The following is a 19,586-nucleotide window of genomic DNA, read 5'->3' on the forward strand; positions in this document are numbered from 1 at the left end:
TCCTTCCCGCCAACGAGAAGTCTGTGTCCCGCCGGCGTTTTATATTTTGCTGTAAGAGGTTTGTGAATTGTGGCCGAATCGACTTTGGATGCGCCGCCCATCGAACATCACACGCGATTGGGAGAACTCGCCTCAACAGCCATTTGTGGCAACGACATCACGTCTTCGTGTTTGTACGTGTCGGCTCTGGCCATCGTGTACGCCGGAAAGCTCGCCCCGATCTCCCTGCTGATGGTGGCGGGGGTGCTGTTTCTGTTCCGCAAAATCTACGCCGAAGTTGTCGGTGCGCTGCCGTTGAACGGCGGGGCTTACAACGCGTTGCTGAACACGACCAGCAAGCGAGCCGCTTCAGTCGCAGCGTGTTTGACGGTTTTGTCTTACATGGCGACAGCCGTTATTTCTGCGCTGGAAGGGATGCACTACGTCCACAATCTGTGGCACGGCCTGGATGTGATGATAGGCACCATCGCGCTGCTGGCTTTTTTTATGGTTCTGACAATCATTGGAATCACAGAATCGGCTGTGGTTGCGATCGGAATTTTTATTACTCATTTGGTCACGCTCACACTGCTGCTGGTTGTCGGGATTGTGTTCGTCTTTTCCAATGGCGGCGATCACGACGACGGCGGCCTGGCGACGGCGCGGCAGAACTTTGCGGAACCGCTACCGGCCGCACCAGGAACCAATGACGAGTTTGCTGATATTTCCAGCGACGAAGAATCCAGCGAATCCGGTTCGCTGTGGCTGGCGTTGTTCTTCGGCTTTTCGGTCTCCATGCTGGGCATTTCCGGCTTCGAAAGTTCGTCCAACTTTGTGGAAGAGCAGAAGGATGGCGTCTTCCCGAAGACACTTCGCAACATGTGGATTGCGGTGTCTTTCTTCAATCCGTTGATGGCGCTGTTGGCTTTGACCGTGCTGAGCATGGTTGAAGTCGACAAGAACCAAACGGCTCTGCTGGCGCACATGGGCCAGGTGGTTGGTGGTGACTGGCTAAGGATTTTGATTTCTGTTGACGCGGCTTTGGTTTTGAGTGGTGCGGTGCTGACCAGCTTTGTTGGTGTCACGGGACTCGTCCATCGCATGACGCTCGACCGCTGCCTGCCGCAGTTTCTGTTAAAAACCAACCGACGCGGCACAACTCACCGCATTATCGTGGCGTTCTTTTTGTTGTGCGTGTCCGTGCTGTTTATCACCCACAATGGCGTGCCCGATGGCACTGCGAAGTCCATCGGCGATGCCATGGCTCAAGCCCCGCCCCCCACCGACGAAACATCGCCCGACCTTGTACGCCGCTCAGTCAATCGAGCGGTGCTGTCGATGCATGAAGATAGTTTTTCCGATGAAAGTCGACGGCTGTTCATGTTGCTTTCGAAGGACGATCGATCGAAGTTGCCGACGCTCTCTCGGGAAGATCTGGACGAAAAGCTAAAGATGGCTGGCGAAAATGCGCAAATCAAAAAGCTGGCCGGCATCTACACCATCTCGTTCCTGTCTGTGATGGCTTTGTTTGGGCTTGGCAATGTCCTGTTAAAAATTAAGCGAGGCAACCTGCCGCGGCCCGCTCAGGCTCGCTGGGTTTCTGTGCTCGTCGCCATCGGTGCGGTGCTGGCGGCGTTGATCGGTAACGCGCTTATCGACAGCGATTATGTGTTTACATTTCTGCAGTACTTTGTGCCGGCGATGCTGGGCATCATCGTTATGTTGGCACGCATCACGCTGCTGAAGGGCTTCCTGTCGATGCTCCGCAGTCTGACCGCGAGTATCGTTGGCCCCATGACCCGCCTGGCTCGCTGGGTGCGTGAGAAGATCGATGAAATTAACGCTCAGCAAATCGTGTTCTTTACTCGTGGCGACAACATCGCCAACCTGAATAACGCACTGCTGTACGTTCGCCAGAATGAGCACACAAACCGGCTGAAGATCGTGACGGTGACCAATGACAAAGTCCACCTTCCCGAAAATCTGGCGAAGGAACTGGAATTCCTGGACAAAGCGTATCCGGAGATCGATGTCGAGTTCGTGAATTTGGAAGGGAAGTTCAGTCCGCAGTTAATTCAAAAGCTGTCCGACGAATGGAAAATTCCCAAGAACCTGATGTTCATTGGGTCACCAGGCGGCCGTTTGCCGTATGACCTCGCGGAACTCGGCGGCGTCCGGCTGATTATCTGACGAGCAACTGACGGCGTGGCAAAAATTCCGCCGTTCTTCGCCGGCTCGCCGCGATTGTGAGCGGTTGGACGGCCTTTTAGTGGACTGTTGTCGACCGAACTTGTGCGCGGTAGACTGTTGAGCCTCGCCTGCTGTATCCCGTCCTCCTGTCTTACCGTGCCGCCACCGGTTCGGAAATTTATTCAAGCCGGTTATGAGTTCAGCCACAGAAACAGCTGTTAGCGCCGTGCAATCCGGCCACCCGTCTTTCGACTATACTCCACGGACGCGAGTTGTTTTTGGAGCCGGGGCGTTTGCGAAGCTGGGCGATCTCGCGAGCAATTTCGTTGATCCGGATTCCGGCCGGAATGGCGTTCTGCTGGTCACAGACCCTGGCCTGACGGCCGCAGGCCACAGCGCAACGGCAGTCGCGTCGCTGGAAGCGGCTGGTCTGTCAGTGGCCGTGTTCGACAATGTATCGCCGAATCCCACGACGGATGATGTTGATCGGTGTGTCGCGTTCGCGGCCGAGCGAAATGTGAGTTTGATTGTGGGGCTCGGTGGCGGCAGCAGTATGGACTGCGGCAAAGGAGCCAACTTCCTGCTGACTAACGGCGGTCGCATGCAGGACTACCACGGAGTCGGAAAAGCCACAAAAACGATGCTGCCGATGATCGCGGTGCCGACAACGTCCGGCACCGGTAGCGAAGCTCAATCGTTTGCCGTCATTGCCGACGCTGCCACGCATATGAAGATGCCGTGCGGCGATCATAAAGCGGCCTGCAAAGTTGCAATTCTCGACCCGGAACTGACCATCACCATGCCGCGTTCGGTCGCCTCCGCCACCGGCATTGATGCGATGACGCACGCCATCGAAAGCTACGTGACATCCAAACGCAATCCTGTGTCGCAGATGTTCTCACGTCAGGCATGGCAGCTGCTGTCAAAGTCTTATTCTCAGGTAATGAACTCACCGAGTGACATCGAAGCTCGCGGTAACATGTTGTTGGGAGCTCACCTGGCGGGTGCCGCCATTGAAAACAGTATGTTGGGATCGGCTCATGCAACGGCCAATCCGCTTTCCGCACATTTCAATACGGTTCACGGCGTTGCCGTTGGCATTATGCTGCCGCATATCATCCGCTGGAATGCACCTGAAGTCGGGGCACTCTACCACGATCTCGCAATTGCCGCCGGTTGGGCCGGGCCCGCAGATACGCCATCTGATGCGGCAGAATCACTCGCTTCAGGAATCCAGGATTTGTTGCGAGTGTCAGACATGCCGACAAAGCTGTCCGACGCCATTGAACAGGAAATCAGCAACGATATGCTGACGACCCTGGCCACTGAAGCGAGTCGGCAATGGACGGCAAACTTCAACCCCCGCCCTATGACTATTGATGCGTTTCAGCAGGTCTATCGCAACGCGATGTAAAGCGAAGCCCCTTCAGGCATGGCGGCCTCACCTGATTACAACACCAGCCTACGCCTTGGCAGACCACGACGCTGCCAAGCTTCCTTCCTCTGATCTTCTTTCGGGTCTGTATCCATGTACCGCCATTTTTTACTTACCTCGGTCACTGTCGGTGTCATCTTTTCGTTGGCTCCGCAAAGTCTGGTCGCTCAGCAACAGGCTTCAGGGACAGTCTTCGTCGATGCCAACAGCAACGGCAAATTCGATGACGGCGAAGAAACGAAAGCCGGTGTGTTTGTGTCTAATGGGCGTGAACTTGTTGCTACAGACGAAGAGGGCAAGTATCAGATCGCTGTCGGCGATGATACAATCGTTTTTGTGGTCAAACCGACTGGGTACCGAGTCCCCACGGATCAGGACCACATTTCACGGTTCTACTACATTCATAAGCCCAACGGTTCGCCGAAGGATTTGAAGTTTCCGGGTGTTGAGCCCACCGGGCCACTGCCTCAGACGATCAACTTTCCACTGCATAAACAGGACGAACCAACAGCGTTTGATGTTTTGTTCTTTGGCGATCCTCAACCACGTAATCAGCAGGAAATTGACTATATCGCTCATGATGTCGTTGAGCCGCTGATTGGTTTCGACGCCGCCTTTGGCGTGACGCTGGGTGATATTCTGTTTAACGATCTGAATTTGTTTGACAGCTTCAATCGTACGATCGGCAAGATTGGGATTCCGTGGTACAACGTGATCGGAAATCACGACATCAACTTTGCAACCGACAAAGACGAACTCAGCGACGAGACCTACGAACGGGTTTACGGGCCGGCTTATTACTCGTTCAACTACGGTGGCGTTCACTTTGTGGTGGTGGACGACGTTCACTGGATGACGGACGGAAAACGCAAGTTCTATCGATCCGGCTTAAGCGACGCTCAACTGGACTTCATCGAAAACGATCTGAAGACCGTCCCGCAGGACCAGTTGGTGGTGGCGATGATGCACATACCATTGGTGAAGTCGACACCGTGGCTGGAACCGAAACGCGATCGCCTGTTTCGTATTCTGGAAACGCGAGACCACTGCATTTCGCTTTCCGGACATACTCACCATCACGAACATGTGATGATCGGCGAAGAATCCGGCTGGAAGAAGCCTCAGCCACATCACCACATTATTAACGTGACCGTGTGCGGCTCCTGGTGGTCCGGACGCCCTGACGAAAATGACATTCCTCACACCATGTGTGCGGACGGCACGCCTAACGGTTACACCGTCATGCATTTTGACGGCGACAAATACGAACTGGAATATCGAGCTGCTCGTCGGCTGCCGGATTACCAGGTTCGTGTGATGGCGGATGAAGAATATGCGGCCGACCGGGAAGTACCGGGATCATTCTTCGCCAACGTCTTCAACGCCATGCCGGAAGCCAAAGTGGAATGGAAGCTGCAAACCGGCGAGCAGTGGCTGCCGATGACAAAAACGGTGGAGGCGGATCCGCTGTTCCTGAAGCGACATGAAGAAGAAAAAGCGATCAAGGCAAAAACAGGCTCCGTCCCTTGGCGTGAGCTCCCGAAACCCATGCCCAGCCCTCACTTGTGGACCGCCAAAGTGCCGACGAACCTGAAAGCGGGCACTTATGCGATCGAAGTTCGCTGCACCAATCCCAATGGTCAGGTGCTGACAGGCGAACGGATTTTTCGAGTGAAGTAGTTTCGCCGTGGCGGTGGCCTGGCCTCGTTACGGGGCCAGCCAGTCGATGGTTCGACTGCCATCTGCGTCGTATCGGACCTTCAGCCGAAGATTGCCGGACGGCCTTAACAGCAGCCATTCGATGCTGGAGGCCACGCACGAAATTGCCGCGAAATTCTGTTTCGCGGCGGCCAGTTCAGTCGCGTCCGGCACGCGATCTCGAACATTGGCTGGCAGATTGACTTCTGCGGTTTCGCATCGGGTGCCCGGCGGCAGCGGTGCAAGATACCCGCGTAGACTGCTGAGTGGCTGCTGGTCCCACAGCTGCTGTGACAATCGGTCGTGGTGGTGAATCTGCGTGTGTCCCACAAACTGCATTTGTACTTTTAGCGATGCGTCGTAGAACAGCCACGATGCGGTTGCGCCGTTTTTCAGTGCGGACACTTTCGCAGACCGAATATCTGTGTGAGCAAGGATCGTGCGTGTGGCCGCGTCCACGGAACGCAGAACCACAATCCGCTGACGGCATGCTCCGTTGTCGACGGTCGCCAAAACCGGCAGTCGCCAGCCGCAGTCATTGGCTTCAACCGCGTGATGCAAGAGCTTCCAGCAGTCGGCTTCGACGGCATCACGATCGTCCGGTCGTTCAAAAAGCTTCTTCATGCTTTCTTCTTCATTCGCACAATGCCGTCCCAGTCTGGTGGTGCCGTGCGGTCATGCAGCGTGATCTGCATCGCCAGAAAATCCTGAGCTCGATCGTCGGCGGGCATGCTGTGTAGATACCGCCAGGCTTCTGGCCATTGCCCGTCGATGAATTTTTGTAGTCCGTGTTCGAAATCGGCAAGGTGTTTGTTCGTCAGTTGAGGCAGGCTGCTTTCCGGTGGCACCAGTTCGCTGACGATCAAAGAATTGTCCATTCCATAGGGCAGAACATGCAGCAGACGTCGCACACGACCTTCAAACGAACCCGGATTCTTGCGGATCAGTTTGTCCAGGTTGTCGTCGATCAGAATCGGCACGTGCAACTGTCGCGTCATGCTTTCCAAACGGCTGGCCAAATTGACGACCGGGCCGAACACCGTGACTTTCACCTGTTCACGAGTTCCAATCTTTCCCGCGACCGCTCGCCCGTGAGCGATCCCGATGCTGGTTTCGAAATCGGCCAGCGGATGACCGGGCGTTGCCTGGGCCTTCGCGAATTCTTCCCGAATAGCCATCGCTGCGCGGCAGGCGTTTAGGGGGGCTTCTTCTGAACTAATGGGCCAGCCCCAAAATCCCAAAGCGGCGTCGCCCTGAAAGTCTCCGGTGACGCCGCCAAACCTCAGGATCTGGCTGGTCATCACTTCCAGAGCCAGGCTGACTCGTTCCAGCAGCCCGGTCAGGTCATCCGCCTGTTCTTCGGCCTGCTGGCTGAAGCCACGAAGGTCACAAAACAGCACCGTCACATCACATTCGCGCGGTTCAAGCAGCGACGTGTCCAGATCCTGTCCCAAAGCTTCCAGAATGGGTGGCGAGAAAAACTGACGCAGTCCCGACTGCTGCCGCTCCAGTTCTCGCTGCCTCTGCAGTGAACTGACGATTTCCGCGATGAATTCTGTGAACTTCACATCCGCGTGAATTCGCTTTTGATTGACTTTCGCGCCTTCTCCCGGACTGCGGCCTGCCACGTAAATTGCCAGCGGGCCATCGGCCGGGTCGTCTGCTGCTGAGTTCCTGTCGACTGCCGGACTGTTCCCGGAGGCATGTGCTACAAAGGGCGTGCAATACGCCCAGTGGAAGCCGGCGTGCTGTGTGTACCCGCCATCGGTATCGTTGGCGTCGTCCCACACATGCACGACCGTCCGGCCCTGTTCCTGAGTATTCTGCACCAGACGAGTGCTCGGTCGCAGCGACCCGTCTGCCTCGAAGCGGCGTTCCTGATGCAATGCGACCGCTCGTTTGTGCGATCGGTCCATGGAAACGATCGCCACGCCTTCTGCATGCTGAATTCCGGCCAGCAGCAGATTGCAAAGTCGCACAAACAAGTCGCGCTGCACGCCGGATTCGCGAATCACGGCGGGCAAACTGGCCAGCACTTCAATGCGTTTGTCGGCGTCTTCGTAGCGGATCTGCTGCAGTTGTTTGCGATCAATCGGCAACTGTTGGACGGCGTTGTTGCGAGGCGAATCTGATTGCGTGACCTGATGAAGTTCGAACCGCGTGGCTCCGATTACGAACGACTGACCTGGTTTCAGCACAATGCGCGAAACCGGTTGACCGTCGACAAAGACGGGATTCGAAGCCTGCTTCAGCCGATTCAGCACCACACCGTCCGGCTGTGGAATCAGCAGTGCATGCTGGCGGGAAATCTTTTCGTCCCAATCGACGACGATCTCGCTGTCGATCGACCGGCCCAGCACATACGTACGACCGTCGGCCAGCAGGATCTGGCGGTCCAGCATTCGCGAATTATGAAAGGCAAGCAGTCGATACATAAGGTTTTTGCTACGCGGCGGGACCGCCGTCCGTCTGTCTGTCGTGAATGAGAACTTGCGATTCAGATCAGAAGCTACGATGCGGTTTAATTAGTTGTTAGAGGTAGATTGTGGCCCGACTCTCCGAGTTGGGTGCCGAACACTGTTCGATTGCAGGGGCGTTAGATTTACGAATTGCGTTTTCACTCTCCGCGCCTGGCCCTCCCCCGATCTTGCTTCGCTCGATCGACCCCTCCCGCAATAAATTGCGAGAGGGGTTGAAGCGACAGCGCACCCAAATTGTTCCTGTTGTGATTGTATCTGCTTCCTGTTGCACGACTGATTGGCCTTTTCCAAAGCCGTACGATCCTGTGATGCGAGAGGCTAACGTCTTCCGGTCACACTATTCCATTCTCGATAACACAAACAAACTATTTCATCTCACGTCCGCTGAGTCAGGTGCCGAACACTGCCCGGCTCCAAGGGGCAGGCCACAAAGGGAAACCGGCTGCGGTCTGTTTACACGACCAGTTGATCGGGGTCCAGCTTGCAGCTTTCCAGAGCGGTCAGGGTTTCGTCCGTGCTGGAAGGATGCACGGCTCGACACGAATCGGTTAGCAGTGCGGCCAGCTCTGCCAAATCACTGCGCCACTGGACGGGGTCCATTTCCGGCGGTTCGATTTGAGCGTACTCGCCGCACAGTAAAATCATACGCAGGCAATGACGGAAGATAATGCCTTCCTGTTTCGTTAAGTCGCGAGCTCGCACATACTTGTTAAAGTCGCCGCCAAATTGCAGCAAATCGCCGACGCACCAGACCGCCGTGATGCGAGCGTCGTGGATGCTGGGGAATTCGTTGCGGAACAGCAGGTGCATTTTTTCCGCCAGCATCAGTGGTGGAATAAAGCGGCCTGTGTCTTCTTCGCGGTAGCCGGTAAGTTCCTCCTGAGTTGCCAGGCCCTGAGTCAGCACTTGCGGATCGGCGTATCCGGTGGCCAGAGTTCCCGGTGGCATACGTTCCGGCAAAGGAACTCGCACGCTTTTGCGAACCGACCCCGGCATGTTCAGCGACGCTTCCAGCAACAGCAGCCGTTCTTCATACGTGGCCTTATGGAAGTGTTCCGCCAGGAAGATGGCAAAGATGGAATTGATGCTGCGGAAGGCGAACAGCATCTCAAGCTGAGGCGTGGCGACCGCTCGATCGGGTTCGTAGTCGTCGAGCCGCATACTGGCTTGTTCAGCTTCTGTTGAGGTACTCAGGTCGGGTTTCGAACGCTTCGTCTTCTTCGCCGCACTGGTCGAAGCGACGCCGCCCGATTCGCGGGCTTCGTTGATGAGTGCACCCAGCAGTCCCGCGCCGGGACCGGCCGGTTTTTCGGGCTCCGGTTCCGGCTCGTCCGCGGTGGTTGTTTCTTGCGATGAGTCTTCCGGTGCTTCTGTTGTTGTGACGGATTCTGCGTCGTCACAGGAATCATCTTCGAAAAGGACTCCGACGCCAAATCCGTCGTCTTCATCCTCAGGCCGTGAGCTGAAGTCGACGACATCGCCCATCGGGTCATCTTCCATCTGCAGGCCCGTGCCCCAGACGGACGTCGTGACCGAACGGCCTTCCTGCACGTCTTCGATCGCCAGTTCAACACCCGAACCGACGGCCTGGCTGCGAAACACGGGTTCCGGCGATTCTTCCGTAGCGTCAAGGCGGTTTGGTGGGGGCGGACTTAGCGTGATGAAGCCGCCAGCATCCAGCGTGATCAGCATCCGCTTCATGTTGCGTTCGGCGTCCTCTTTCTCTTTTGAATCCAGCAGACGCTTGCGGATCGCTTCCTGTAACAAAAATACTGAACCCGACTTGCGAATCAAAAACGCGAGCAACCGCCATGGCAGACGGCCTCGGCTGGAGAGCTTCCCGGGCGAAGCGTCTCGCAACTGTTCAAGCTGCTTTTCCGTCCAGTACTGCTGCCCAGGCCGCTTCTTGGGCATTTTTTTCTTCAGGTTCTTCTTGGCTCGACGCAGGCCTGGATCCTTGGTGTCTTCCGGAATGGAGTCGTATTTCTGTTGCCAGCGATGCAGCCGCACATCGTCTTCGTGAGCGACCGCGTACACGTAGCCCTGGCTGTCAAACTGCGGCCGGCCAGCTCGACCAAACATCTGCTGAGCCGAACTGGCGTCAATCAGTTTCAGCGCGCGCGGCGGGCCCTTCAGCAGCGACGTCATGACGACTGATCGAGCGGGAAGGTTGATCCCAGCCGCCAGCGTTTCGGTGCAGACGCACACCGAAAGCAGCTTTTGCTGAAACAGGTACTCTACGGCTCGACGGTATTTCGGCAGCAGCCCGGCGTGGTGAATGCCAACTCCACGAATCAAAATCTGCTTCAGCTTTCCACCGGCACCGATCGACCAATCCATCTGCTCAATTTCGGCCTGTAACGCCTTCTGCTGCCCTGACGCCAGCAGGTTCTTGCCCTTCAGTTGTTCGGCCGTACTCCAGCATTCCGCTCGATTAAAACAAAACACCAGCGCGGGCGTGTAGCGTTCTTCGTCTTCGCCCGCTGCCATCAGTTGCAGTTGGTCGGATAGCAATTCGTCGATCACCCAGCGAAAGCTAAGCGGCACACGGCGTTCCTGACTTTGCAGCAGTCGAAGCTTCCGGTTGTGTTGTTTGTTAAGCCACATGACGAATTCCGGCGCGTTGCCGACGGTGGCGCTGATAAGCAGCACTCGCACATTTTTTGGCAGCATGCCAAGCGATAGCTCCCACACGATGCCTCGTTCGGGATCGTTGAAACTGTGAAATTCGTCCATCACCACGGCAGCAACGTCGTCGAAGGCGAAGTCGTCCGGTGATAGCAGGCGGTTCAGCAGGATTTCGGCGACGACTACCAGAATCGGAGCGTCCGGGTTGACTCTGCGATTTCCCGTCACCAGACCCACGTCTTCACGAGCGAACCCCCAGCGTTCGACGGAATCCTGCAGCTCATGGAACTTTTGTTCTGTGAGCGCAATCAGCGGCGTGGTGTAGTACGCTTTGCGGCGGGTTTGTAACGCTTCGAACAAAGCCGTTTCGGCGATGACGGTCTTACCCGTGCCTGTGGGAGCACACACCAGCAGACCGTCTTCGCTGTCGAACCATGTGAAGATCGCCTGTTCCTGAAACGGGTACGGCGGCCACGGAAGCTGGTCAAGATATTGAAGAGCGATCTCTTCCGACGACGGCAGTTCCGATTCCATTCTGATTGTTGCTCCCGTCGGCGTGCTCAGCCTGTGATTTCAAATGATGTCCTGTAAACCTTCATTGTAGGCGACGCGGGATTTCGTTGTAGTGAGGGTTCCGGGAACGCGTTTATGTTTCGCGACGATCTTCCGCAGGAACGCCGGAGCCTGGTAACAACCTCGCCCACCATTTAATGTGCGCTTGATCGATCGAGCGAAGTAAAATTGCGGGGAGATTAACCTTTGGCAAGGTGGGGAACGGAATGAGCACGAAGATACAAATTGATGACCTGGAATTCGCGAACCGACCCGTGGATGGCCACAAAGGCACGTTCGGGAAAGTGGCGGTCATCGGTGGTTCGCTCGGAATGAGCGGCTCGATTACGTTGTCCGCGACAGCCGCGTTGCGTGGCGGCGCGGGGTTGGTGACGGCAGCGGTGCCGCAATCGATTCAGGCGATCGTCGCGGGGTATGAGCCTTCTTACATGACCGTGGCGTTGCCGACTGATGTGCACGGACAGCTGGCTGCGGTCGACGCTGACATTGTCACCGAGTTGCTCGACGGGAAGTCGGCTGTGGCCATCGGCCCGGGACTCGGACAGACGAAACTTGCCGCCGATCTGGTGCTGGCCGTGTTAAAACAGGCAGACTGCCCGGTTGTCCTGGACGCGGACGCTCTAAATTTGGCGGCGGAATTCGAACTGCTGCACGGAATTCCACGCCGTTCGCGATGGGTAATTACCCCCCATCCCGGCGAGTTTGCTCGACTGACCGGTGAATCGATTTCGCATGTGAGTGCGAATCGTGAGTCGCTTGCAGAACGTTTTGCGGCCGAACACGAGCTGACTGTTGTGCTGAAGGGGGCGAACACGGTGGTCACGGACGGTAGCAGAACCTACGTGAACCAGACGGGGAACTCAGGAATGGCCACCGGCGGCAGCGGCGACATTTTAACGGGGCTGACAGCGGCCGTTTTGGGGCAGCATGCCGACGCGCTGGAGGGTGCGATACTGGCGGTTTACGTCCACGGTATCGCGGGCGATCTGGCGGCCGAGGCGTTGTCACAACGCGGGATGATTGCTTCTGATTTGCTGCGTTTTCTGAGTGCGGCATGGCGGAATCTTTCGCACGAGCCATCTGATTGATGCAGAAGCGTCAGTTGCGGCGGTATTTGGCGTTCAAGTGTTCAGAGCCATCAGTTTGTTGACATTCTGACTTCCGAACGGCTAGCATCCGACGTCCTTTCTTTGGTTTCTCACCAGGGTGAGAAGAATTTCGCCATCGACGGCCACGTGATGCTCGTATGCAGCCTTGCATTCGAGCTGATTTCCTTTCTGACTTCATTCGCAGGATTGCCATGCCAACATCAGTACCGGATCGAAAGTCCCGGCACGTGACTGGTCGCGTACCGCGAATGTCAGAAACGAAGTACGACATTGCCACGTCCGCTCAAATTGCCGCCGCGCTAAGTTTGGGAGCTTTGGTGGCATTGTTGGTCGCAATTTGGCTAAGCAATCTGCTGCCCGATCAGCAGTCGATTCCGATCCTGATGGAGACCGGCGACGGCGGTTGGGAAGATGGTGACCCGAACGAGAGTCTGGACGTCGAATCTCCTGAAGACCCCAGCGATGATCCTTCGCTGTCAAACGACCAGGAAGTCAGTCAGCTTGAACAGATCACCGAACAGGTGCTGAAGCTTTCGGACACTGCGGCATCGATGGTGCAGCCCAACAACTTCACCGACCCCAGCGGCGGCGGAAACCCCGGCAGCGCCGAAGGCAGCGGCGGCCGCCCATATGGCAGCGGTGGACCGGGAAAAGGCGGCACCAAACGCGAAAATCGCTGGGTGGTCACGTTTGCGGACAAGGGAAATCTGAAGTCTTATGCTCGGCAGCTGGATCAGTTCAAAATTGAAATCGGCTGTGCGTTCCCGGATGGCCGCATTTATTACCTCAGTAATATGTCGACGACTCCGGTTGTCCGAGAAGGTCGACAATCGGCGAAGGATCAGCGGTTATTTATGAACTGGACGGACGGTGACCGCATGAAGGCTGATGCTGAACTGCTGGCGGCAGCGGGTGTTCCCGATCCAACCAGCGGAAAGATTTTGCACTTCTACAACCCGAACACAGAACAACAGTTGGCTCGGCTTGAGCTGGACTACGCTAATAAGCCGATCGAGCAAATTCGCCGCACGTATTTTGAGGTGAGGCGAAAAGGTAATGAGTTTGAATTCGCAGTTGTGAATCAAAAGTTAAAGTAGACTTCGTTTATTAAATGGAATTTGGCTGCGGCGTGCCGCATTGGGTGCAGGAAACATTTCATGCAATTCGTGAGTTCATTGGGATCGGCACCGGACGTGATGTTTGCCGCTGTTGACCTGTCGGGCATCCTGTATTGGTTTGGTCAAGGTATCTATCTTGCGATGGCACTGGCGGCAGGTTTTGGCCTGTACTGCATTGTGATCCTGATGCGGCGGATCAAACAGAAGAGTTTTCCCAGCCGGGAATCTGCCGCCGTGTTTCTGGATGAGATCGGTGACTCACTGGAAGAAGGCAAGTTCGAAAGTGTGGCCGATGCATGCGATCAACCGGAAGTGTGGGCAAAAGCAGTTCCGCAGCTGATCACCGTGGCGATCGAAAATCGCAATAAGCCCATTCGGAAAATTAAGATCATCGTCGCCGAATTCTTCTCCCGTGAAATTCTGGCCGAATTCGACGCTCGGACTGGCTGGGTCAACACGGTGGTCAAGTCGGCTCCTATGTTAGGGCTGTTGGGAACGGTATCGGGGATGATCATGGCGTTCGGCAAGATCGCCGGCACCGGGGAATCCGGGGTGAAGCCTTCTGCACTCGCCGGCGACATTAGTTTCGCACTGTTCACCACGGCGGCAGGCCTTTCGATCGCAATTCCACTGGTAGTTTTGGGCAATATGACTCAAACCCGCATCTCGAAATTGCAGGATTCTGTTCAGGAAAACATGGGGATATTTTTTGACGATCTCGAAGCCGCTCAGGTGCGAGGCGGCGACGTTGACGACGCGTAAAGAGTGGTTGGTTCTTTCGCAATTGCAGATGGACCAGTGATAGACCCAGTCATAGCTGCAGACAAACCGGAGTTGAAGCTATGCGGGACAGGGCGATTTAGGCAGCGTTTGAAGAGCGGATCACTTCGGCATCGCAGGAGACAGACAACGTGCTGACAGACAGCGGCTTTGGCCGGAAGAAGAAAAAGGAAGAGGCCGATCTGGACATTACGCCCATGATCGACGTCGTGTTCCTTCTGCTGATCTTCTTCATGGTGACATCCACCATGCAGGCGACGCCTGATCGCGATATTCCGCCAGCCACGTCAGGCACAAATGCCAATGCGTCCGGCTTTTTCGACATCGTGGTGCTGGCCCCCGTATCGGCGGGATCCGAAGCCGAAGTGAAGATTGACGATTCACTGGTGTCGCTTGAGCAGTTGAGGGCTGAGCTGATTCAGAAATCGGCTGGCCCGCCGTTAAAGGTGATGATCTACGCCGAACGTGATGTGCCGTCGGGCACGGTTAGCGAGGTCGAGGGTATCATCGGCGAAGTTGCGTCGGAACAGGAAATCGAGATCGAAATGAAATTCGCCGTACGCGACCGTAAGTAGTTCACGGGGCCAGTTAATGTATCGGCCGCCAGGAACCGGCCCTCATTTAGTAACAGATTATTATTCCAGGCATGACAGACCTTGTTGACAGAACACTTGGCGAATTTCGCCTGCTGAGGCATCTCGGCAGCGGCGGTATGGCCGATGTGTATCTGGCAGAACAAACGACGCTTAGTCGTCATGTGGCTGTCAAAATCATGAAGCCAGCTTTGATCGCCACGTCCGGCGAAGTCATGCTGGCTCGCTTCAAACAGGAAGCCATGATGGCGGCGGGGTTGAATCACCCCAACATTGTTCAGGTCTACACGATTGGTGAAGAAGACGGTTTCCACTTTATCGCTCAGGAATTTGTACAAGGTCGCAACCTCGCCACCATTCTAAAATCCAAGGGCGTGCCGGATCTGGGTTCATCGCTGCACGTCATTCGCCAGGTGACGTCAGCGCTGAAGGCTGCCGGTCAGGCCGGGATCGTGCATCGCGATATCAAGCCGGAAAACATTCTGGTGACGAAAAAGGGCGACGTGAAGGTAGCCGATTTCGGGCTCGCTCAACTTCACAAGAGTGCTGAAGAAGGAAACCTGACGCGAGAGAACACCACGCTGGGGACTCCACTTTACATGAGTCCCGAACAGGTCAACGGTCGTGAACTTGACCCTCGATCGGACATCTATTCGTTCGGTGTCACGTGCTATCAACTGTTGTGCGGCAAGACGCCGTTCACCGGCACCACAGCGATGGGAATTGCCGTCCAGCATCTGAACACAATACCGCCGCCGCTGAAGGAGCAGAATCCGAAACTGCCCGATGTCATTTGCCGCATGGTTCATCGCATGATGGCCAAACGCCGAGTGCTGCGGTACCAGTCAGCGGCGGACGTTTCGTCTGATCTGAAGAAACTGATCACCTACTACAAGCAGGGCCGAAGCCTTGATCTGGTCAAGCTGCCAATTCTGGAAGAACTGGACAAAGCGGCGGCGGAAGCAAAAGCGGCCGCCGCCAACGAATCGCAGCGTACAGCAGCGGCCAGACTTCAGAACGGCGGCGATCTGGAATTGCCGCCAGGGGCGGCTGCCGGTGCCACGATGGCTCTGCCTAGTGCTTCGTCACTTTCTGGAAGACAGGGCGGAGGTTCACAACGCAAATCTGGTGCAAAATCGCAGAAGGCGAAGCGGCCGACGCTGGTCACGGTTTCACTGCCTTCGTGGGAAGAAGAAGACGATGACGATTTCGCGCTGGGGCGCCCCGAGCCGGAATTTGAGGAAATGGACCTGACGCCGATGGTGGATGTGACTTTCCTGTTGCTGATTTTCTTCATGATCACAGCGGCGTTTAACCTGCAAAAGAAAATCGACATGCCACCGGCCACTGCGGAAGAAGGTATGTCGACGTCTGTGCCCCAGCAGGAGAATTCATCGGTCGAAGCTGAGATTGATCGAGACAATCAGATCTATATTGGCGGGACGCAGGGCACGGCTTTCGACGAAATTGTGCGTCTGCTGGAATCTGAAAAGGCGGGCATTGATGACATTGAACTACGAGTCAAAATCGATCCGGAATCGACTCACGAAAAACGAATTCTGGTGGCAGACGCGGCGGCGAAAGCCGGCTTCGTCAAAGTGAAATCATTGATCATGGAATTGAATTAGCCGCGATGGCAGTCCGGCCGTATCGTGCGGTTATCTGAAACCTATCAGCCGCACGACGGCAGGCAGGAAAGCTCATCACGAATCCACGGCTGGCGTCATGCCGCTCACAGAAAACAGAGGAACCGGACAGACTGCTGAAAGTTCGTGAGAACACAGTCGTGGCCGGGCACTCAACCAGCCACCTCCTCATTTCGATCTCCTGCCTTATTGGGCAACGAAAACTCAACCGACCTATACATCAGAAACCGGGTGCCAACGTGCCGAGGGAAGACTACGACGAAATCGAAGAACTGGACGACTTTGAAGAAGTCGAGGAGATCGACGAATTCGAAGACGACTTCGAGGAAGTCGAAGAGGTCGAAGCCGTCGAGGAAGTAGACGACGTAAAAGACGTTAGCGAAGAAAAAGGCCGCCGACATCTTCGACGCGGTCGCATGGCCGAGTTCAGCGACAAGCTCGCTGGCGGTGCAGTTCGCCCCGGCGAAGAATCGGTCAAGAAGTCGCCGTTCGTGATGACCATGTGGATCACGCTTATCGGCCTGGCGCTGCTGGCGATCATCTTCATGGTGATGATCATGTCAGAAGGCGAACGTCGCAGTTTTGATGCGGCGATGGCCAAGCTTAAAGAACAAGCCTTCCCTGAAGCTGAATCTCGTTTGATGACACACCTGCAGGCGTACGCCGGCGGCACATACGAAGACGAAGCCCGCATCGCGTTGCACAAGGCTCGCGTGCAAAAATACAGCAAGGCTACCAACTATTCCGCTCCTCAGGTCAAAGACGGCGTGGCGGAACTGAACGACTTCATCCGCGTTTGCCGCGACCTGACCGGCTTTGCGGACGAAAAAGAGAACGTGCGACGATATGCGGAACGCCTGGCTCGAGTCGGCGCTCTTGTTGCCGAAGATCAGAAAAGCGCCGAAGCCCTTGAAAACAGCCGTGAGGCGACCGCGATTCTGGAAGCATATTACAAGCCGGAAGACGTGCCTTTGGCGCTCGCGAATGACCTGCGCGATCTGCAGCGAAAGGCGGAAGCTGCAATTTTAAAAGCCGGTAAACTCAACGAGTTCATGACCGAGATCAAAACCAAGCTGGACGTCGGCGACACGTTCGGAGCCCTCGAATCCCGCCAGGCTTTGATCGATCGCTACGATTCGCTTACCGACGACGCCGACGTCTCAAAAATTCTGGCCGACATCCTGACAAAGGAAAAGGCCCAGACAACTCAGGAAGACCTTGGGCAGGACGCAGTCACCGAAGACATTCCCACGTCCGGCATTCCGGCCGCCACTCTGTCTTTGCGAACTCAGGCCACAGTCGATGCTGTTTCACGCGGAACCCGCGTCTTTGGTGTGGGCTTGGACAGTTGTTTTGGCCTCGACGCGGAAACCGGCGAGCCGCTTTGGAAACGAAGCGTGGGTAAGAATGCTCCCTTCGCGCCGGTAAGAGTCGACGCGTCGCAACCAGCGTTGCTCGTGTATCACACTGACTTAAACCAATTGATGTTGCTTGAACAGGCCAGCGGAAAGCTGATCTGGCGGCAAACGATTCCATCTCGACCATCAGGCCCGCCGCTGATCTTTCAGCAGCAAATCTTTATCACGACAGCGTCGGGTGAACTGTGGCGTCTGTCAGTCGACAACGGAAAAGCGATTTCGCGAGTCGTCTTTAACCAACCGGTGGTCGGCCCGCCAACGCTGACTCGCGATCAGAAATACCTCGTGATCCCTGGCGACCAGTCAGTGGTCTACACGCTGACGGTGAATCCGTTCGAATGCGTTGCGGTGTCGTATGTTGAGCACCGTTTGGGCAGCGTCGAAGCGCCGATGTTGACGCTCGGAAAGCTACTTCTGCTTTGCGATAACGACGAAGCCAACGTCGCTCGACTACGAGTGCTGGACATGAATGAAGGCACGGGCGAAGTCACGGTGCGTCGGACGACAGATCCGATCACGGTACTTGGGCAAATTCGCGATCCGGGTCTTCTGCGTGGGACAGAATTGTTCATCCCTTCCACGCCTCAGCGAGTCACTGCATTCAGTGTGAATGATTCGCCCGACGCCGATCCGCCCCTGTCTCGGATTGGTTCCAACCAACTGGAAAATGCATCTCCCGCGCCAGTGCACTTGCTGGCCGGACCACAGGGCCAGTTATGGATGGCCAGCGAAGCGTTGCGGAAATTCCGGGTTCGCACGAATGCTGTAGAATTGGAAACCGCGTCGGCCGCCAACGGCGTGCATCGTCAGCCGATTCAGTTTCTGGATCAAAATGTGTACGTCACGACCAACGAGCCATATTCGTCGTCCGTCTTTTTCTCCAAAGTCGATCCGCAGGCGATGGAGGGCCGTTGGCGAACGGTTGTGGGAACTCATGTCGTCGCGGCTGGCCCAACTAACGAAAACCAATCACTGTTAGCAGTCAGCGATTTCGGTGATGTGTTCCGAGTTCCTATGCAGACCATCAAAGCAGGTGGATTCGTGCTGGACCAGGTGAGTCGCCATTCGCTACCGGATAAGCTTAAGGAACAGGTCGGCGGGCTGGCTCTCAATGATGGCCGACTGGCGTCATTCTGCGGCGGTGACGAACCGGCCGTGTGGACGTTCGCTCCGTCTGGTCAGCTGGAACAGCGCTGGCCTTTGAGTGGGGCGCCTCAAACGCAACCCGTTTCTCTTTCGGACGGGATCGTTGTGGCCATGTCAGGCCGTTTGCAAATGACGGCCAATAGCAGCGGAGCCCGCGTTCAGGATTTCCAGGCAGCTCAGGGCGTTGAAAAACAAACCAACTGGAAAAGCCTTGTTGCCCTCAACGAAAATCAGGTGTTGGCTATTACGTCCGACAACGTGGCGATGCGAGTTGAATACCGAGCGTCGCCGCGACCACATTTGACTCATATCAGCGATACGCCGCTGCAGCAGTCTGTGGATTTACGGCCAACGTCTGCTGGCGATCTGTTGGTTGCCTGTACGTCAGAAGGAAACCTTCAGGCCATGGCCACCACAACGTTGGAGGTGCTTGGCGAAGCGTCGCTGGGGGCCGTCGCCAGTGCTTCGCCGTTTGTTTCCGGCGACCGCATCTTCGTCGAGGTGGCTCGCCGGGAATTGAAGGTCTTTGGACGATCTCCCGATCTGCCGGTCACCGCCACGATCCCGTTGAATGGACGGTTTCTTGTTGGGCCACCGTTGGATGTCGGCGGCGGTTTTATCGCGTGTCTGTCTGACGGTGACGTGCTGTTGCTGGACAAAGACGGCAACCCCACGGACAAGAAGATCTCCCTCGCCCAGGACGCTCAAAAGGGGCCGATCGCCGTTGGTTCGTCCATCATTGTGATTGGTCTGGATGGAAGCCTGTACTCAATAGAAGATCTGCTGAAGTAGA

General features: G+C 56.0%; 12 protein-coding genes. 9 read left to right on the plus strand and 3 right to left on the minus strand.

What is annotated here, in order from left to right; genetic code table 11:
- Positions 1 to 69 precede the first annotated feature (69 nt).
- From Fuma_RS05025 to Fuma_RS05035, 3 genes are all read left to right on the plus strand, one after another.
- Positions 70 to 2,169: an APC family permease gene (locus tag Fuma_RS05025; RefSeq protein ID WP_077023178.1), complete on the plus strand. Its 2,100-nt coding sequence runs from the start codon at positions 70 to 72 to the stop codon at positions 2,167 to 2,169.
- A gap of 193 nt (positions 2,170 to 2,362) precedes the next feature.
- Complete coding sequence (locus Fuma_RS05030; RefSeq protein WP_077023179.1) at positions 2,363 to 3,583, plus strand: iron-containing alcohol dehydrogenase; 1,221 nt, start codon at positions 2,363 to 2,365, stop codon at positions 3,581 to 3,583.
- A 114-nt stretch (positions 3,584 to 3,697) separates the two neighbouring features.
- A complete protein-coding gene (locus Fuma_RS05035; RefSeq protein ID WP_077023180.1) occupies positions 3,698 to 5,284 on the plus strand; it encodes a calcineurin-like phosphoesterase C-terminal domain-containing protein in 1,587 nt (528 codons plus the stop codon).
- Positions 5,285 to 5,311: 27 nt separating this feature from the next.
- Here Fuma_RS05035 and Fuma_RS05040 read toward each other — a convergent pair whose 3' ends face one another.
- From Fuma_RS05040 to Fuma_RS05050, 3 genes are all read right to left on the minus strand, one after another.
- Positions 5,312 to 5,926, minus strand: a complete 615-nt coding sequence (locus Fuma_RS05040; protein ID WP_077023181.1) for a PNPOx family protein — start codon at positions 5,924 to 5,926, stop codon at positions 5,312 to 5,314.
- Positions 5,923 to 7,737: an adenylate/guanylate cyclase domain-containing protein gene (locus tag Fuma_RS05045; RefSeq protein WP_077023182.1), complete on the minus strand. Its 1,815-nt coding sequence runs from the start codon at positions 7,735 to 7,737 to the stop codon at positions 5,923 to 5,925. Before Fuma_RS05045 ends, Fuma_RS05040 begins: the two co-directional genes overlap by 4 nt.
- Positions 7,738 to 8,235: 498 nt before the next feature.
- Entirely contained in the window at positions 8,236 to 10,944 is a 2,709-nt protein-coding gene (locus Fuma_RS05050; protein WP_077023183.1) for a DEAD/DEAH box helicase, read from the minus strand.
- 245 nt (positions 10,945 to 11,189) lie between these two features.
- Here Fuma_RS05050 and Fuma_RS05055 point away from each other — a divergent pair, with 245 nt between their 5' ends.
- The 6 genes from Fuma_RS05055 to Fuma_RS05080 all read left to right on the plus strand — a co-directional run bounded on the left by Fuma_RS05055 (position 11,190) and on the right by Fuma_RS05080 (position 19,585).
- The gene (locus Fuma_RS05055) at positions 11,190 to 12,071 is read left to right on the plus strand and encodes an NAD(P)H-hydrate dehydratase (RefSeq protein WP_077023184.1); all 882 of its coding nucleotides are present in this window, start codon (positions 11,190 to 11,192) and stop codon (positions 12,069 to 12,071) included.
- 212 nt (positions 12,072 to 12,283) lie between these two features.
- Positions 12,284 to 13,189: a hypothetical protein gene (locus tag Fuma_RS05060; RefSeq protein ID WP_077028112.1), complete on the plus strand. Its 906-nt coding sequence runs from the start codon at positions 12,284 to 12,286 to the stop codon at positions 13,187 to 13,189.
- 60 nt (positions 13,190 to 13,249) lie between these two features.
- Positions 13,250 to 13,972, plus strand: coding sequence for a MotA/TolQ/ExbB proton channel family protein (locus tag Fuma_RS05065; protein WP_229360846.1), 723 nt, complete (start codon positions 13,250 to 13,252; stop codon positions 13,970 to 13,972).
- A gap of 149 nt (positions 13,973 to 14,121) precedes the next feature.
- Positions 14,122 to 14,565: an ExbD/TolR family protein gene (locus tag Fuma_RS05070; RefSeq protein ID WP_077023185.1), complete on the plus strand. Its 444-nt coding sequence runs from the start codon at positions 14,122 to 14,124 to the stop codon at positions 14,563 to 14,565.
- A 71-nt stretch (positions 14,566 to 14,636) separates the two neighbouring features.
- On the plus strand, positions 14,637 to 16,211 hold the full coding sequence (locus Fuma_RS05075) for a protein kinase domain-containing protein (RefSeq protein ID WP_077023186.1): 1,575 nt from the start codon (positions 14,637 to 14,639) through the stop codon (positions 16,209 to 16,211).
- A gap of 257 nt (positions 16,212 to 16,468) precedes the next feature.
- Positions 16,469 to 19,585, plus strand: coding sequence for an outer membrane protein assembly factor BamB family protein (locus tag Fuma_RS05080; RefSeq protein ID WP_158520855.1), 3,117 nt, complete (start codon positions 16,469 to 16,471; stop codon positions 19,583 to 19,585).
- The last annotated feature ends 1 nt before the right edge of the window (position 19,586 follow it).

Source organism: Fuerstiella marisgermanici, assembly GCF_001983935.1.
Classification (GTDB): Bacteria; Planctomycetota; Planctomycetia; order Planctomycetales; family Planctomycetaceae; genus Fuerstiella; species Fuerstiella marisgermanici.

Coding starts and splice junctions, on each gene's coding strand:
- Fuma_RS05040 (WP_077023181.1), bottom strand. CDS start 5,926: ATGAAGAAGCTTTTTGAACGACCGGACGATCGTGATGCCGTCGAAGCC.
- Fuma_RS05035 (WP_077023180.1), top strand. CDS start 3,698: ATGTACCGCCATTTTTTACTTACCTCGGTCACTGTCGGTGTCATCTTT.
- Fuma_RS05050 (WP_077023183.1), bottom strand. CDS start 10,944: ATGGAATCGGAACTGCCGTCGTCGGAAGAGATCGCTCTTCAATATCTT.
- Fuma_RS05045 (WP_077023182.1), bottom strand. CDS start 7,737: ATGTATCGACTGCTTGCCTTTCATAATTCGCGAATGCTGGACCGCCAG.
- Fuma_RS05065 (WP_229360846.1), top strand. CDS start 13,250: ATGCAATTCGTGAGTTCATTGGGATCGGCACCGGACGTGATGTTTGCC.
- Fuma_RS05030 (WP_077023179.1), top strand. CDS start 2,363: ATGAGTTCAGCCACAGAAACAGCTGTTAGCGCCGTGCAATCCGGCCAC.
- Fuma_RS05075 (WP_077023186.1), top strand. CDS start 14,637: ATGACAGACCTTGTTGACAGAACACTTGGCGAATTTCGCCTGCTGAGG.
- Fuma_RS05060 (WP_077028112.1), top strand. CDS start 12,284: ATGCCAACATCAGTACCGGATCGAAAGTCCCGGCACGTGACTGGTCGC.
- Fuma_RS05055 (WP_077023184.1), top strand. CDS start 11,190: ATGAGCACGAAGATACAAATTGATGACCTGGAATTCGCGAACCGACCC.